Annotated in this window: 16 protein-coding genes; 13 read left to right on the top strand and 3 right to left on the bottom strand. The window is 67.6% G+C overall.

Going from position 1 to position 16,240, the window contains the following annotated elements:
- The first annotated feature begins 67 nt into the window (after positions 1-67).
- From H162_RS0104055 to H162_RS0104025, 7 genes are read left to right on the top strand one after another with little or no spacing between them, the layout of a single operon-like run.
- Entirely contained in the window at positions 68-1,000 is a 933-nt protein-coding gene (locus H162_RS0104055; RefSeq protein ID WP_020652170.1) for a type IV pilus biogenesis protein PilM, read from the top strand.
- Positions 997-1,644: a PilN domain-containing protein gene (locus H162_RS0104050; RefSeq protein WP_020652169.1), complete on the top strand. Its 648-nt coding sequence runs from the start codon at positions 997-999 to the stop codon at positions 1,642-1,644. The genes H162_RS0104055 and H162_RS0104050 overlap by 4 nt, the downstream gene beginning before the upstream one ends.
- On the top strand, positions 1,641-2,330 hold the full coding sequence (locus tag H162_RS0104045; RefSeq protein WP_020652168.1) for a hypothetical protein: 690 nt from the start codon (positions 1,641-1,643) through the stop codon (positions 2,328-2,330). The genes H162_RS0104050 and H162_RS0104045 overlap by 4 nt, the downstream gene beginning before the upstream one ends.
- A 5-nt stretch (positions 2,331-2,335) precedes the next feature.
- Entirely contained in the window at positions 2,336-2,671 is a 336-nt protein-coding gene (locus tag H162_RS0104040; protein WP_020652167.1) for a hypothetical protein, read from the top strand.
- Positions 2,672-2,685: 14 nt separating this feature from the next.
- Positions 2,686-4,470 (top strand): pilus (MSHA type) biogenesis protein MshL, encoded by a 1,785-nt coding sequence (mshL, locus tag H162_RS0104035; RefSeq protein WP_020652166.1) that lies wholly within the window; start codon positions 2,686-2,688, stop codon positions 4,468-4,470.
- Positions 4,470-5,360, top strand: a complete 891-nt coding sequence (locus tag H162_RS0104030) for an ExeA family protein (RefSeq protein ID WP_020652165.1) — start codon at positions 4,470-4,472, stop codon at positions 5,358-5,360. Before mshL ends, H162_RS0104030 begins: the two co-directional genes overlap by 1 nt.
- Positions 5,357-6,496, top strand: coding sequence for a tetratricopeptide repeat protein (locus tag H162_RS0104025; protein ID WP_020652164.1), 1,140 nt, complete (start codon positions 5,357-5,359; stop codon positions 6,494-6,496). Before H162_RS0104030 ends, H162_RS0104025 begins: the two co-directional genes overlap by 4 nt.
- A 33-nt stretch (positions 6,497-6,529) precedes the next feature.
- Here H162_RS0104025 and H162_RS0104020 read toward each other — a convergent pair whose 3' ends face one another.
- A complete protein-coding gene (locus tag H162_RS0104020) occupies positions 6,530-7,687 on the bottom strand; it encodes a pyridoxal phosphate-dependent aminotransferase (protein ID WP_020652163.1) in 1,158 nt (385 codons plus the stop codon).
- Between the two features lie 31 nt (positions 7,688-7,718).
- On the bottom strand, positions 7,719-8,174 hold the full coding sequence (locus tag H162_RS0104015) for a putative toxin-antitoxin system toxin component, PIN family (RefSeq protein ID WP_020652162.1): 456 nt from the start codon (positions 8,172-8,174) through the stop codon (positions 7,719-7,721).
- Positions 8,175-8,209: 35 nt separating this feature from the next.
- On the opposite strand from H162_RS0104015, the gene yaaA reads away from it, so the two are divergent.
- Positions 8,210-8,980 (top strand): peroxide stress protein YaaA, encoded by a 771-nt coding sequence (gene yaaA, locus H162_RS0104010; RefSeq protein ID WP_020652161.1) that lies wholly within the window; start codon positions 8,210-8,212, stop codon positions 8,978-8,980.
- A 36-nt stretch (positions 8,981-9,016) separates the two neighbouring features.
- Here yaaA and H162_RS30075 read toward each other — a convergent pair whose 3' ends face one another.
- Positions 9,017-9,856, bottom strand: a complete 840-nt coding sequence (locus H162_RS30075) for an outer membrane protein assembly factor BamD (protein WP_040786351.1) — start codon at positions 9,854-9,856, stop codon at positions 9,017-9,019.
- 64 nt (positions 9,857-9,920) lie between these two features.
- Between H162_RS30075 and H162_RS0104000 the strand changes: the two genes are divergently transcribed.
- From H162_RS0104000 to rimO, 5 genes are all read left to right on the top strand, one after another.
- Positions 9,921-11,012 carry an RluA family pseudouridine synthase gene (locus H162_RS0104000; protein ID WP_040786349.1) on the top strand — a complete coding sequence of 364 codons (1,092 nt, stop codon included), beginning with the start codon at positions 9,921-9,923 and terminating at the stop codon, positions 11,010-11,012.
- Positions 11,012-11,788, top strand: coding sequence for a peptidoglycan editing factor PgeF (gene pgeF / locus H162_RS0103995; RefSeq protein WP_020652158.1), 777 nt, complete (start codon positions 11,012-11,014; stop codon positions 11,786-11,788). Before H162_RS0104000 ends, pgeF begins: the two co-directional genes overlap by 1 nt.
- Positions 11,789-12,130: 342 nt before the next feature.
- Positions 12,131-13,891 carry a class I poly(R)-hydroxyalkanoic acid synthase gene (gene phaC / locus H162_RS0103990; RefSeq protein WP_026354197.1) on the top strand — a complete coding sequence of 587 codons (1,761 nt, stop codon included), beginning with the start codon at positions 12,131-12,133 and terminating at the stop codon, positions 13,889-13,891.
- 214 nt (positions 13,892-14,105) lie between these two features.
- On the top strand, positions 14,106-14,666 hold the full coding sequence (phaR, locus tag H162_RS0103985) for a polyhydroxyalkanoate synthesis repressor PhaR (RefSeq protein WP_020652156.1): 561 nt from the start codon (positions 14,106-14,108) through the stop codon (positions 14,664-14,666).
- A gap of 114 nt (positions 14,667-14,780) precedes the next feature.
- Positions 14,781-16,229: a 30S ribosomal protein S12 methylthiotransferase RimO gene (rimO, locus tag H162_RS0103980; RefSeq protein ID WP_026354196.1), complete on the top strand. Its 1,449-nt coding sequence runs from the start codon at positions 14,781-14,783 to the stop codon at positions 16,227-16,229.
- The last annotated feature ends 11 nt before the right edge of the window (positions 16,230-16,240 follow it).

Below are 16,240 nucleotides of genomic sequence, written 5' to 3'. Positions count from 1 at the left end.
CTTAGCTTGAATATAATCAAGCTTTGCTTCATCGAATCAACTTTTCGCGATCACCGTTGCCGCCTGCATGCGTTTTTTTAAGAGAACCAGGAAAAAAGAAGGATGGCTGAGCATCGCCGTCCAGCGTGACGGCGTAGCGGCCACCAGCGTCGAGCGGGTCGCACAGGCCCGGCCGCTGGTCCGGTTCGCGCACTTTCATCCCGGCCAGCCCGGCGTGGACGTGCTGGAGAAGGCCGCACGCGACGGGCAGGCCGGCGCCTACCGCTGCGCGACCCTGCTCGGCGGCGGCGAATACCAAGTGATGAATGTCGAGGCGCCGAACGTCCCGCGCGAGGAAATGAAGACCGCGGTGCGCTGGCGCCTGAAGGACCTGCTTGATTTTCCCGTCGCCGAAGCGACCATCGACGTGCTCGACATCCCGCTGGACAGGAATGCACGATCCCAGCAGTCGATCTTTGCGATCGCCGCCCGCAACAGCGTGATCGGTCCGCGCCAGAAGCTGTTCCTCGACGCCAAGGTCGACCTGAGCGTGATCGACATTCCCGAAATGGCCCAGCGTAATATTTCCGCCCTGCTGGAGGCGGAAGGCCGCGGCGTGGCGCTGCTCTCGTTCGGCGACGACGGCGGCCTGCTGACGGTGTCCTTCAATGGCGAGCTGTACCTGTCGCGCCGCTTCGACGTCACCCTCGAGCAGTTGCTCGACCTCGACCACGAACGCAAGCACCAATGTCTTGAACGGGTCACGCTCGAGCTGCAGCGTTCGCTCGACCACTTCGAGCGCCAGTATTCGTTCATCAGCGTGGCGAAGCTGGCGCTCGGTCCCTCGGCCGTGTGCGGCCTGGAGGAATATTTGTCGAGCAACCTGTACATGCCGGTCGAGACCCTCGACCTGGCCAGCCTGTTCGATATCGGCCGCACCCCGGAACTGGCCGACAAGGCGCTGCAGCAGCGCTTCTTCCTGCCGCTCGGCGCGGCGCTGCGCACGGAGGAGGCGGCTTGAGCCAGCAGATCAACCTGTTCAACCCGGTCTTCCAGCCGCAGAAGAAGATCCTGTCGGCGGCGACGATGGCGCTCGCGCTGGCGGTGCTGGTCGCCGGCATCGCCGCGTTGGCGGTGTTTGGCCAGGCGCGCACCGCCGCCATGCGGGAGGAAGCCAGCGCCGGCGCCGCGCGCCTGCAGCAGAAGCAGGCGCGCCTGGCGACGGTGAACGCCGAATTCGCGCCGCGCCAGAAAAATGGCGAACTCGTGGCCGAGATCGCCGAGGCCGACGCCCAGCTGGCGGCGCTGCGCAATATTTCCGGCGTCATCGAACGGGGCGAACTGGGCGACACCAATGGTTTCGGCGGCTACTTCAAGGCGCTGGCGCGCCAGAGCGTCCAGGGCCTGTGGCTGACCGGCGTGAGCGTGGCCAGGGCGGGCAACGAGATCGGCATCAAGGGCCGCACGCTCGACCCGGCCATGGTGCCCGGTTACCTGAACCGGCTGACCCGGGAACCGCTGATGCAGGATAAATCCTTCGCCAGCCTGCAGATCGGCGAGGCTGCGCCGCTGCCGGGCGCCGCTGTTGAGGGCAAGCCGGCCAGCACGCCCGCGCCGTATGTCGAGTTCAGCCTGCAGTCGGCGCCCGAGGAGGCGCGCAAATGAAGCTGCGCATCCACCAGTTCGCGGCGCGCATCGATGCGCTGACCCTGCGCGAGCGCGGCCTGATGTTCGCGGCCGCCGTCGCCGTGACCGTGTTCGCGGCCCACACCGCGGTGCTCGGCCCGATGTACCGCGCCCAGGACGCGCTGCGCGGCCAGATCAGCCAGCAGCGCAACAACATGATCGGCATGGACGAGGAGATCGCCGCCCGGGTGCAGGCCTACCAGGTCGATCCCGATGCACCCGCGCGCGCAAGGCTAGGCGCCATCAGGCAGGAGACGGCCAGGCTGAGCCAGGCCTTGCTGGCGATGGAGCACGGCCTGGTGCCGCCCGAGCGCATGGGGCCGCTGGTCGACGCGATCCTGCGCGCCAACGGCCGCCTGAAGCTGGTGTCGATGCGCACGCTCCCGGTCGAGCCGCTGGCGGCGTCGTCGGCGCCGCAGCCGGACGCCGTCCCGGATGCGGACAGGGACGCCGCCCGGCCCGCCGACCTGCTGTACCGCCATGGCGTCGAAGTCACCGTGCGCGGCAACTACCTCGACATGGTCGATTACATGAGCGCGCTCGAAGCGATGCCGACCCGGCTGTTCTGGGGCAAGGCGCAGCTCGACGTGGAGGACTACCCGTCCTCCCGCCTGACGCTTACCCTCCATACCCTGAGCCTGGACCGTAAATGGATGAAGCTGTGAAAAGAATGATCCTGACGACCCTGGCGGGCTTCGCGCTCGTCCACCAGAGCGCATTCGCGCAGACCCTGGCCGATCCGACCCGCCCGCCGGCCGCGCTCGACCCCGGCCGCGCGGCCGGCGCCGCCGGCGACGGCCAGCCGCGCCTGCAGTCGGTGCTGATCGCGGCGCGCGCCGGCGGACGCCACGTCGCCGTGATCGACGGCGAAACGGTGCGGCTGGGTGAAACCTTCCGCGGCGCCCGCGTCGCGCGCATGACCCAGACCGAGGTGGAGCTGGTGCGCGGCCGCGAGCGCCAGGTGCTGCGCCTGGCCGCGGCCGACCAGACCCCGGCCGTGCAATGAGCCACAGGACCCCGATGGACAAGCTTTTCCTGATCAGTGGCGCCGCAGCGGGCGCATTCCTCCTGGGCGGCTGCCAGACCGCGCCGAAGCACGACACCTACGATGCGATCGGCAAGGAGATGGCGCGCGCCACGACCCAGGCGCCGGCCGCGCCGGCGGTCGATGACGCGGTGGCGAACGCCTTGCTGCCGCCCGCCAGCGCGCTGGCGAACCAGCTGCCGAAAGCCCGTCCGGCGCTGGAGGAACGCTTCAATGTCTCGTTCAACAACGTGCCGGCCCAGCAGTTCTTCCGTTCGATCGTCGCCGGCACCCGCTACAACATGCTGGTGCACCCGGACGTCAGCGGCAGCATCAGCGCCAACCTGAAGGACGTGACGCTGACCGAGACGCTCGATGCGATCCGCGAGATGTACGGCTACGATTACCGGATCGACGGCACCCGCATCAGCATCCGTCCGCTGACCATGCAGACCCGCATGTTCCAGGTGAACTACCTGACCGCCAGGCGGCGCGGCGTGTCCAACCTGCGCGTGTCCTCGACCACGGTCGCGGACGCAGGCGGCTACCGCAACGGCGGCGGCAACGGCGGCACCGGCACCGGCCAGAACACGGGCAACGCGCCGGGCAACCAGGGCGAGAACACGTCCGGCGCCACGAACCTCGTGCAGCTCGACAGCACGGATGTGCGGACCAGTTCCGATATCGATTTCTGGGTCGACCTGAAGTCGGCCATCGAGGCGATCGTCGGCTCGAAGGAGGGCGGGCGCAGCGTCGTCATCAGTCCGCAGTCGGGCGTGGTCGTGATCCGCGCGCTGCCGGACGAACTGCGCAATGTCGATGCCTACCTGAAGGCGACCCAGCTGTCGGTCGACCGCCAGGTGATCCTGGAAGCCAAGATCCTCGAGGTCGAGCTGAACGACAGCTTCCAGAGCGGCATCAACTGGGCGTCGTTCGCCTCGTTCCGCGGCGGCCACGCCAACCGCGTCTCGGGCGGCATGATCGCGCCGGGCGCCAACCTGGCGCCGCTGCCGTTCAACGGCGGCCAGCCGGCCGTGATCGCCAACGGCCAGGGCCTGAGCGCCAGCACCGGCTTCTCGCTGTCGAACGCGGCCACCGCGGCCGGTTCGCTGTTCGGCTTCGCCTTCCAGACGAACAACTTCGCGGCCCTGATCTCCTTCCTCGAATCGCAGGGCACCGTGCACGTGCTGTCGAGCCCGCGCGTGTCGGCGATGAACAACCAGAAGGCCGTGCTGAAGATCGGCACCGACGAATTCTTCGTCACCGGCGTCACCAACACCATCAACACCAGCGACAGCGGCAACACCGTCACCCCGAGCGTGACCCTGCAGCCCTTCTTCTCGGGCGTGGTGCTGGACGTGACGCCGCAGATCGACGACAAGGGCAACATCCTGCTGCACGTGCACCCCTCGGTGAGCCAGGTCTCGACCGTGACCAAGAACGTCGACCTCGGCACCGCGGGCACCCTGACCCTGCCGCTGGCGGCGTCGGCCACTTCGGAGCTGGACAGCATCGTGCGCGGCCAGAACGGCCGCGTGGTGGCGATCGGCGGCCTGATGCGCCAGGCCTCGAGCGGCGACGTCGACCAGCTGCCGGGCGCCGACAAGCTGCCGGTGCTGGGCGCGCTGTTCCGCAACAAGAACCGCGTCAACCAGAAGCGCGAACTGGTGGTGCTGATCAAGCCCACCATCGTCGAGGGCGCCAACGACTGGAGCCAGGACCTGCTGGACACCAGCCGCCGTATCGAACAGCTCGATCCGCGCAGCCGGGAGCGGAAGTAATGTACGCGGCCCATTTCGGCCTGCGCGAGCTGCCGTTCGGGATCACGCCCGATACCAGCTTCTTCTTCGGCAGTCCGCGCTCGCAGGAAGCGCTGAACACCCTGCTGGTGGCGGCGCGCAGCGGCGAAGGCTTCATCAAGATCACCGGCGAAGTCGGCACCGGCAAGACCCTGTTGTGCCGCAAGTTCATGGCGACCCTGGGTCCGGGCTTTGTCACCGCCTACATCCCGAATCCCTATCTCGAACCGCGCACCCTGGTGCTGGCGCTGGCGGACGAGCTGGAACTCGCGCTCGACCGCTCCGTCGACCAGCACCAGCTGCTCAAGGCGATCAACTACCGCCTGCTGCAGCTGGCGCGCGAGGGCAAGCGCGTGGTGCTGTGCCTGGACGAAGCGCAGGCGATTCCCGTCGAAAGCCTGGAAGCGCTGCGCCTGTTGACCAACCTGGAAACGGAGAAGCGCAAGCTGCTGCAGATCGTGCTGTTCGGACAGCCGGAACTGAACCGCAAGCTGCAGCTCGACTCGATCCGCCAGCTGGCCCAGCGCATCACCTTCCACTACCATCTCGGTCCGCTCAGCCGCGACGACCTGGATTACTATGTGGCGCACCGCCTGCGGGTGGCGGGATTCACCGGCGCGCGCCTGTTCACGCGCGCGGCGATCCGCGGCCTGTACCGCGCCAGCGGCGGGGTGCCGCGCCTGGTCAACATCATGGCGCACAAGGCCCTGATGCTGAGCTTTGGCCAGGGCAGGCAGGAGGTGGCCGGCAGCCACGTGACGATCGCCGCGCGCGATACGATCGGCGTGCGGCGCGAGATCTGGACCTGGCTGGCGGCCGGCGCCGCATCGGCGGCGGTCGCGGCCGGCCTCGGATGGGTATTCGTACGATGAGCCTGATCAACCAGATGCTGCAGGACCTCGATGCGCGCGCCGGGCAACCGGGGGCGGTGGCCATGCCGTCGCACATCAGGCCGGTGCAGGCGGAGCGGCGCCGGGCGTGGCTGCGTCCGACGCTGGTCGCGGCCGCCGTCGCCGGGCTCGGCGCCGCCGGCGCCGTGGGCTGGAGCGCCATGTCCGCCAGGCCGGCCGCGCCTGCGGCCACGCCCGCGCCGCTCGCCGTGGCCGCCGCGCCCTCGGCCGTCGGTGTCGAACTGCCGGTGCCGAAACGGGAACCCGTCATCGCGGCCCCCGCGGCGGCGCCGGGCGACACGCTCGGCGCCAAGGGTGCTGCGTCCGCGGCGCAAGCGCCGGCCGCCGCCGCGCCGCCGCCAGTAGCGAAAGCCTCGGCCGTGCGCGGGCAGTCTCCGGCGCCGAAGCAGCGCGACGCGGTGCGTGCGCATCCGAAGCGGGAGGCGGCGCCGCGCGCCGCGGCCGTGCGCAAGCCGGAAGCTTCCGCGGCCAGGCCCCAGGAAGCCAGGGCGAAGCCGGCGCCGAAAGCGGCCGCTGGCCGCGTCGAGACCGCGGCCCAGCGCGCCGAGAACGGCTATGGCCGCGCCCTGGCCAGCCTGGAACATGGCCGGGTCAACGAAGCGATCGCCCACCTGCAGGCTGCGCTGCGCGCCGACCCGCGCCATGAGCCTTCGCGCCAGACCCTGGTGAGCCTGCTGGTCGAGGCCAGGCGTCCCGACGAGGCGATGCGCCAGCTGCAGGCGGCCCTGGCCCTGGACCCGCGCCAGCCGGCGCTGGCGATGCTGCTGGCGCGCCTGCAGCTCGAACGCGGCGGCCCGGCGATCGCCACCCTGACGCGCACCCTGCCTTACGCGAAGGGGAATGGCGACTACCACGCCTTCCTGGCCGGCGTGCTGCAGCGCGAACAGCGCCACCGCGAGGCTGCCGAGCAGTACCAGACCGCGCTGCGCACGGCCCCGCACAACGGCGTGTGGTGGATGGGCCTGGGCATTTCGCTGCAGGCCGAGAAGCGCAACGCGGAAGCGGCCGAGGCCTTCCAGAAGGCGCGCGCCGGGGGCGCGCTGTCGGCCGAACTCCAGACCTTCGTCGAGCGCCAGCTCAAGCAGCTGGGCCAGTAGCCCCGCGCCACGCGGCCTGGCGCGGCGCCGCCGTCACAGCCGCGCCAGGCGCTCCAGCGCCAGTTGCAGGGTCTCGTCCTTCTTCGCAAAGCAGAAGCGCACGATGCCCGATTCCTTCGGCGTGCCGTAGAAGGCCGACACCGGAATCGCCGCCACCTTCGCCTCGACCGTCAGCCACTTGGCGAATTCCGCCTCGGACAGGCTCGATATCGCGTCGTAGCGCACGCACTGGAAGTAGGTGCCGTCCGAGGGCAGCAGGGTGAAGCGGCTGCCCGCCAGCCCGGCGCGGAACAGGTCGCGCTTCTTCTGGTAGAACGCCGCCAGCCCGAGATAGGGCGCGGGATCGGCCATGTAGGCGGCGATCCCGTGCTGCATCGGGGTGTTCACGGTGAAGACGTTGTACTGGTGGACCTTGCGGAATTCCGCCGTCAGCGCCGCCGGCGCCGCCACGTAGCCGACCTTCCAGCCGGTGACGTGGTAGGTCTTGCCGAAGCTCGACACCACGAAGGCGCGTTCGGCCAGCACCGGGTGGGTCGCGACCGAGGCGTGCGGTTCGCCGTCGAACACCATGTGCTCGTAGACTTCGTCGGACAGGACCAGGATATTCGTGTTGTCGACGATCGCGGCCAGCGCGGCGAGATCGGCCTGGCGCAGGATGCTGCCGGTCGGGTTGTGCGGGGTGTTGATGACGATCATGCGGGTGCGCGCGCTGACGCTTGCGGCGACCTGGTCCCAAGGCACGCTGTAGCCCTGTTCGTTGACCCGCATCGCGACCGGTACGGCGACGCCGCCGGCCAGCTGGATCGAGGGCAGGTAGCTGTCGTAGGCCGGCTCGATGACGATCACTTCGTCGCCCGGATGCACGCTGCACAGGATGGCGGTGATGATGCCCTGGGTGGCGCCGGCGGTGACGGTGATCTCGGCGGCGCTGTCGTAGCGGCGGCCGTACCGGGCCTCGAGCTTGGCCGCGATGGCCGCGCGCAGGGCGGGCACGCCGGTCATGAACGGATACTGGTTATGGCCGGCGCGCATGGCGTCGTTCACGTGGTCGACCAGCTTCGGATCGCAGTCGAAGTCGGGGAAGCCCTGGCCGAGGTTGACGGCGCCGTGATCGAAGGCGAGGGCCGACATCTGGGTGAACACGGTGGTGCCGACGGCGGGCAGGCGGGAAACGAGGGCAGGGGTGGTCATGGTCTTGGTTCTGGAGCGGGTTGTCTTGTGCTCATTCTAACGCGGCGGCGGCGCGGACCTTGAGCCAGGCCTCGGGCAGCATGATGCGGAACAGGCCTTCCTTGACGGTCTTGCGGCCCAGCTTGAGCAAGGCCTTGTCCTTGGTGACCAGCACCTCGGCGCCGGCGTCGCGCGCCAGTTCGAGGAATTTCTGGTCGTCGCGGTCGGTGCAGATCGGCAGCCGGATGTGGCGGGCGTCGGGCGCGACCAGCGTGAGCAGGGCGTCGAAGCGCTCCGCGGCGCGGGCGCGGCTGTCGTCGTCGAGCGGCAGGTGCGGGTAGCGCAGCACGGCCAGGTATTCGTCGCGGCAATCGGCGCGGGTCACCACCTCGACTTCACCGCTTTCCATGGCGCCCAGCAGGCCCTCCCAGCGCGGGTCGTGGAAGACGAACAGGTCGAGCAGCACATTGGTGTCGATGACGATGCGTTTTGCTGGAGCGGGTATCATGTTGGTTGTTTATTTGAAGAAATAGTGTCTTGTCCATGCTGATCGTACTGTCGCCCGCCAAATCCCTCGACCTCGACTCCCCCAGCCCCACCGCGCATCACACCACGCCGGATTTCATCGACCACGCCGCCGAGCTGATCAAGGTGCTGCGCACCTATTCGCCGGACCGCATCGCCGAGCTGATGAGCCTATCCGACAGCCTGGCCATGCTCAACGTGACGCGCTATGCGCACTGGCACCCGGACCATGCCGAAGCCCGCCAGGCGATCATGTCCTTCAACGGCGACGTCTACGCCGGCTTCGATGCGCGCAGCCTGGCGCCGCAGGCGCTCGACTACACGCAGCAGCGGGTGCGCATCCTGTCCGGCCTGTACGGTCTGCTGCGTCCGCTGGACCGGATGCATCCGTACCGACTGGAAATGGGCACCCGCCTGGAGAATGCGCGCGGCAAGGACTTGTACGCGTTCTGGGGCGCCACGGTCACGGAGGCGCTGAACCGCCGCCTGGCCGAGACCGGGTCCGCAGCGCTGGTGAACCTTGCTTCGGAAGAGTACTTCAAGTCGGTCAAGCCGAAGCTGCTCGACGCGCCGGTGATCGATCCCGTGTTCCAGGACTGGAAGAACGGCAAGTACAAGATCATCTCGTTCTTCGCCAAGCGTGCGCGCGGCATGATGGCGCGCTATGCGGCGGTGAACGGCGTCACGGATCCTGAACAGCTGAAGGACTTCGACACCGGCGGCTATGCCTTCGAGCCGGCGCTGTCGGGAGAGCGCGAGTGGGTGTTCCGCCGCAAGGTGGAGCAGTAAACAGCTGCCGGCGCGCGCAGCGCCGGCTGCCGCGTGTTACTGGACGGCGTCCTTCGGCGACGGCTTGGCCCCGCCTTTCGACCAGAACTTCCACCATGGCGCATCGCCCGCGGCGTTCGGGTTCAGCAGGCGGCTGTTCGGGTAGTTCAGCGCGAACACGCGCTGGGCGTCGTCGCGCAGCAGCGGCATGCCCAGCTTGTCGTAGGAGCGCATCATGATGAACAGCGCTTCCTCGCGCGCCGGCGCGTCGCTGTAGTTGGCGACCGCGTCCTGCGCGCGGTTGAGCGCCGCCAGGTAGGCGCCGCGGCGATAGTAATAGTTCGCCACGTGCACTTCGTACTGCGCCATCGCATTGACCAGGTAGCTCATGCGCGCGATCGAGTCTTCCCGATACTTACTGTTCGGGAACTTGTCGACCAGGACCTTGAACGCGGTGAAGGCTTCGCGGGTGGCCTTCGGGTCGCGCTCGGTCGGATCCTGTTCATAGAGGAAGCTGAAGAAACCCAGCTGGTCATTGAAATTGACCAGGCCGCGCAGGTAGTACATGTAGTCCACTTGCGGATGGTTCGGATGCAGCTTGATGAAACGCTCGACGGCGGCCAGCGCCTCGGCCTGGTCTTCCGCCTTGTAGTGGGCATAGGCGATTTCCATCTGCGCCTGGGCGGCGTAGGTGCCGAAGGGATAGTTGGATTCGAGGCGCTCGAACAACTTGATCGCGGCTTCATAGTGCCCGCCGGCCATCTCATCGCGCGCCTCAGCGTATAATTTCTCCGCCGACCAGTTTTTGGTTTCGTCGGTGCGCTCTGGCAGAACACTGCATGCCGAGAGGCCGACGAGGGCGCAAGTAGCGACCAATACAGACAATTTTTTTTGCATAGCTTTTTGCAGAAAAGTTTTACCGAGATTCAACGAACGGCTGATTATAGCCGATGGGACTGACGTGATATTAACTCCTGCGCCGGATTCGGCGGAATTGCCTTTTGACCCTGAACTCGACGACGAACTGGAGGGCGGCTTCGGGCCGGCCGGTTCGGGCGTCGATCTTTCGCCGATCACGCTCGCGCTCACGCCCGACGCCTGCGGCCAGCGCCTCGACAAGGTGGTCGCGGCGCTGGTGCCGCAGTTCTCGCGCAGCCGCCTGCAGCTGTGGTTCGAGGGCGGCCATGTGATGGTCGACGGCAAGCCGGCGCGCGGCAAGGATACCGCCTATGGCGACGAAACCGTCGTCATCGCGCCCCAGGCCGCGCCCGAAGACACCGCCTTCGCGCCCGAGCCGATGGCGCTCGACATCGTGTACGAGGACGACGACATCCTGGTCGTCAACAAGCCGGCCGGCCTGGTGGTCCATCCGGGCGCCGGCAACTGGACCGGGACCCTGCTCAACGGCCTGCTGCACCACTGCCCGCAGCTGGTGGGCGTGCCGCGCGCCGGCATCGTGCACCGTCTCGACAAGGACACCAGCGGCCTGATGGTGGTGGGCAAGACCCTGGCCGCCCAGACCGACCTGGTGCGCCAGCTGCAGGCGCGCACCGTCAAGCGCGAGTACTTCGCGCTGGTCTGGGGCACGCCGCGCATCTCGGGCACCATCGACACCGGCATGGGCCGCGATCCGCGCGACCGCGTCAAGATGGCGGTCTCCACGAGCCCGTTCGCCAAGCCGGCCATCACCCACTACGAGCGCGCCGCCACCGGTGAGCTCGACCGTCGCCCGGTGAGCCTGGTGCGCTGCCGCCTGGAAACGGGCCGCACCCACCAGATCCGCGTGCACATGCAGTCGCTGGGCTTCTCCCTGGTGGGCGACGCGGTGTACGGCAAGCGCCACCTGACGCCGGTGTTCCACCGCCAGGCGCTGCAGGCGCGCCGCCTCGGCCTGGTGCATCCGGGCACCGGCGAGGAGTGCGAGTGGACCGTGCCGCTGGCCGACGATTTCGCCGAGCTGATCGCACGCGCCGGCATCGAGGAACCGGGCGACGACGACGGGCTCGGCGCTGACGACGACGGCGACGACTACCTGGACGACGACGAAGCGTGATGGCGCGTTCCGCACTGGTCCTTCCCGACTGGCCGGACCTGCCGGCCTCGGTCGGCGCCCTGGCCACCAGCCGCGCCGGCGGCGTCAGCACCGGGCCCTACGGCGACGGCAAGGGTGGCGGCGGCCTGAACCTGGGCTTGCACGTGGGCGACCAGCTTGAAGCGGTGCGCGCGAACCGCGCCCGCCTGCAGGAATGGCTGCCGGGCCGTCCGGCCTGGATCGCCCAGGTCCACGGCCCCGACGTGGTGGATGCCGCCACGGTGGGGCCGGAGCAGCCGGTGCGCACCGGCGACGCCAGCGTCACGACCCGGGCCGGCACCGTGTGCGCGATCCTGACCGCCGATTGCCTGCCGGTGCTGTTCGCCGGCCTGGACGGCAAGGTGGTGGGCGCCGCCCATGCCGGCTGGCGCGGGCTGGCGGCCGGGGTGCTGGGCGCCACGGTGGCGGCGATGCGCGCGGCGGGCGCGGGCGAGATCACCGCCTGGATGGGGCCGGCGATCGGCCCCTCGGCCTTCGAGGTCGGTCCCGACGTCCTGGCGGCCTTCGAGGCGGCGCTGCCGGGCGGGGCGGCGCAGGCCGCCTTCCGCCCCTATCCCGGCCGTCCGGACAAGTATCTGGCCGACATGTTCCTGCTGGCGCGCCTGATGCTGGCGCGCGACGGCGTCATCCGCGTCGCGGGCGGCACGCTGTGCACCGCCAGCGCACCGGAACGTTTTTACTCCTATCGCCGCGACGGCGTCACCGGACGCCAGGCCAGCCTGATCTGGCTGAAGTAAGCGGCGCGGCGCGGGAATCAGTCCCCGCCGCCGCCGCCGCCGTCGCATCCTCCGTCACCGGGCGCGCAACCGTCCGCCGAACTCCCCGACGCCGGCGCCGAAGCGCCTCCCGCCGCCTTCCGTGTGGCGGCCGCGCGCCGTTTCTGGCGCCGTTTTGATCCCGTCAAGTAAAAAAGTATTGATAATGGCACCACGCAATACGCCAGAAACGTCATAATTCCGGCAACGATGTTCGGTTCAGTCGCCGCCATAAGAGCAACCACATAAATCCAGGCGACGGCTACGATCCACATAATTTGTTTCCTTGGTGATGTACCCTGATTCTAAACAACGGACGCCCACATGAACATGCCTGACCCTCAAGCTTTTGCCTCCACCTGGATGACCCAGCTCGCCGACCCCACTGCCTGGCAGGGCTGGCTCAAGATGCCGTCGATGGTGCCGATGGTGCCGATGGCGCCGCAAGTGAACGGGGCGAATCCCTTGAGTGGAATCCTCAAGGACTTCGGCGCCGGCATTGCCCCGGCAAAGCTGGAATCCCTGCGCGACGACTACCTGAAGAAGGCCACCCAACTGTGGCAGGACTTTATCTCGGGCAAGGCGCTGACCATCCATGACCGCCGCTTCTCGGCCTCCGAATGGACGGCGCACCCGCTGTCGGCCTTCTCGGCCGCCTCCTACCTGCTGAACTCCGACTTCCTGATGGCGATGGTCGATGCGGTCGAGGTCGGCCCGCGCGAGCGCTCGAAGATCCGTTTCGCGGTCCAGCAGATGGTGGACGCGATGTCGCCCGCGAATTTCTTCGCAACCAACCCGGAAGCGCAGAAAAAGCTGATCGAAACCAAGGGCGAAAGCCTGACCAAGGGCCTGGCCAACATGCTGGCCGACATGCAGAAGGGCCGCATCTCGCAATCGGACGAATCCGCGTTCGAAGTCGGCCGCAACGTCGGCAACACGCCGGGCACGGTGGTGTACGAGAACGACCTGTTCCAGCTGATCCAGTACACCCCGACCACCAAGACGGTGCACCAGGTGCCGCTGGTCATGATTCCGCCGTGCATCAACAAGTTCTACATCCTCGACCTGCAGCCCGAGAATTCGGTGGTGCGCTACGTGGTGGACCAGGGCAATACCGTCTTCATGGTGTCCTGGCGTAACCCGGACCGCAAGCTCGACAAGCTGACCTGGGACGACTACGTCGAGCAGGGCGCGATCAAGGCGCTGGACGTGGTGGCCGAGATCACCGGACAGGAAAAATCGCACGTGTTCGGCTTCTGCGTGGGCGGCACCATCGCCACCACCGCGCTGGCCGTGCAGGCGGCGCGCGGCAAGCAGCCGGCGGCCAGCCTGACCCTGCTGACGACCCTGCTCGACTTCAGCGATACCGGCGTGCTCGACGTGTTCATCGACGAGACCCAGGTGGCCCTGCGCGAGCAGACCCTGAAGGCGGGCGGCTTGATGGCGGGGCGCGACCTGGCGACCACCTTCTCGGCCCTGCGCCCGAATGACCTGGTGTGGAACTACGTGCAGCAGAACTACCTCAAGGGCAAGGTGCCGCCGGCCTTCGACTTGCTGTACTGGAACGCCGACAGCACCAACCTGCCGGGCCCGATGTTCTGCTGGTACCTGCGCAACACCTATCTCGAGAACAAGCTGCGGGACCCGGGCGCGCTCACGGTCTGCGGCGTGCCGGTCGACCTCGGCAAGATCGAGGCGCCGGTGTTCGTCTACGGCTCGAAGGAAGACCACATCGTCCCGTGGGAAGCCGCGTATGCCTCGATGAACCTGCTGAACCCGAAGAATCCGAAAGCCAACCGCTTCGTGCTGGGCGCTTCGGGTCACATCGCGGGCGTGATCAACCCGGCCTCGAAGGGCAAGCGCAGCTACTGGGCGAACGACAAGGCGGGCAAGGCCCGTCCGAAGACCGATGCGGACTGGTTCGAAGGCGCGACCGAGCACAAGGGCAGCTGGTGGCCGGAGTGGGCCAGGTTCCTGGCCGAATTCGGCGGCCCCGAAGTGCCGGTCCCGGCCGCGCCGGGCAACGAGCGCTACCAGCCGATCGAGCCGGCCCCGGGACGCTATGTGAAGGCGCGCGCGGACTAGGCGCCCGGTCGGCATTGCCAGACGACTTACGGTAGTGATTATTCTAATAATTGCTGCACCTGCGAGCATTGCGTGGTATGGTTAGCCTTGTCCGTCCCTCCGGGCAATCCCCGGATTGGACGGGAAGGGACCGACGCCTGGAGACCGCCGGATGGTCGGCCACCGATGACAAGCGCGCTTCAGCCATGCTGCGGCGCAACCAATGGAACTTGAGATGAGTAGTGCAAAGAAGAGTGCTGAACGCCTGATCAAGAAATACCCGAACCGTCGCCTGTACGACACGCAGACCAGTTCTTACATCACCCTGACCGACGTCAAGCAACTGGTGCTCGATGCCGACGAGTTCACCGTGGTCGACGCGAAAACGAACGAGGACCTGACCCGCAGCATCCTCCTGCAGATCATCCTGGAGGAGGAAGCCAATGGCGTCCCCATGTTCACGAGTTCCGTACTGTCACAGATCATCCGCTACTACGGTCACGCGATGCAGGGCATGATGGGTTCTTACCTGGAGAAGAACGTCCAGGCGTTCACCGATATCCAGAACAAGTTCACCAGCGCGGCGACGGCCGGCGCCCTCGAGGGGAAGCCGTTCAGCCCCGAAATGTGGACCCAGTTCATGAATGTCCAGGGCCCGATGATGCAGGGCATGATGAACAACTACATCGACCAGAGCAAGAACCTGTTCCTGCAGATGCAGGAACAGATGCAGAGCCAGAGCAAGGCCATGTTCGGCGCCTTCCCCTTCCCGGGCTTGCCTAACGACAAGAAGTAAGCCTGTCCCCGGCTTCGCCGGCCGTTCCCGCGGCCGGTTCCCGCGCCTCCGTTTCCCTCGCGGGGCGCGCTTCAGGTACAATCGCGGATTGCCCAGATCTTTTGTCGCCCGCCCATGCCTGAACTTCGCCGTCATTCGCTTCCCGTTTCCACTTCCAACGTTGCCGCAACGAGCACGCCCGAGCTGGTCATCCCGCCGGCTGCGCCTGGCGTCGCCGCGCCCAAGGTCGGTTTCGTGTCGCTCGGCTGCCCGAAGGCCCTGGTCGATTCCGAGCAGATCCTGACCCAGCTGCGCGCCGAAGGTTACCAGACCGCCAAGTCCTACGACGGCGCCGACCTCGTGATCGTCAACACCTGCGGCTTCATCGACGCCGCGGTGCAGGAATCGCTCGATGCGATCGGCGAAGCGCTGGCCGAGAACGGCAAGGTGATCGTCACCGGCTGCCTGGGCGCAAAGAAGGATGCCGCGGGCCAGGACATCATCACCAAGGTGCACCCGAAGGTGCTGGCCGTGACCGGTCCGCACGCCGTCGCCGAGGTGATGGAATCGGTGCACCTCCACCTGCCCAAGCCGCACGACCCCTTCCTCGACCTGGTGCCGGACCACGGCGTCAAGCTGACGCCCAAGCACTACGCCTACCTGAAGATTTCCGAGGGCTGCAACCACCGCTGCAGCTTCTGCATCATCCCGTCGATGCGCGGCGACCTGGTGTCGCGCCAGATCGGCGAGGTGCTGGTCGAGGCCGAGAACCTGTTCAAGGCCGGCGTCAAGGAACTGCTGGTGATCTCGCAGGACACCAGCGCCTACGGCGTGGACGTCAAGTTCCGCACCGGCTTCTGGAACGGCCGCCCGGTCAAGACCCACATGACCCAGCTGGTCGAGGCCCTGGGCCAGCTGGCGCGCCAGTACGACGCCTGGGTGCGCCTGCACTACGTCTATCCTTACCCGCACGTCGACCAGGTGATCCCGCTGATGGGCGATGGCCACGTGCTGCCTTACCTCGACATCCCGATGCAGCACGCCCATCCGGACGTGCTCAAGCGCATGAAGCGCCCGGCCAGCGGCGAGAAGAACCTGGACCGCATCCAGGCCTGGCGCAAGATGAACCCGGACCTGACCATCCGCTCGACCTTCATCGCCGGCTTCCCGGGCGAGACCGAGGCCGAGTTCGAGTACCTGCTGGACTTCCTGAAGGAAGCGCAGATCGACCGCCTGGGCTGCTTCGCCTACTCGCCGGTCGAAGGCGCGACCGCGAACCTGCTGGACAACCCGGTGCCGGAAGAAGTGCGCGAGGAACGCCGCGCGCGCGTCATGCTGCTGCAGGAAGAGATTTCGGCCAAGCGCCTGCAGGACAAGGTCGGCAAGACCATGCGCGTGCTGGTCGACGAAGTCGGCCCGCGCGAAGCGATCGGACGCTCGGCCGCGGATGCGCCGGAAATCGACGGCGTGGTGCACATCAAGAAATCCCTGGTCCCGGGCAAGCAGAAGCTGGCCGTGGGCGGGTTCGCCGAGGTCGTGATCACCAAGGCCGACGCCCACGACCTGTGGGCCAGCGTGGTCTGAGCGGCAGCCGG

Source organism: Massilia niastensis DSM 21313 (assembly GCF_000382345.1).
Classification (GTDB): Bacteria; Pseudomonadota; Gammaproteobacteria; order Burkholderiales; family Burkholderiaceae_D; genus Telluria; species Telluria niastensis.
This window is presented reverse-complemented; position numbering and strand designations above follow the sequence as displayed.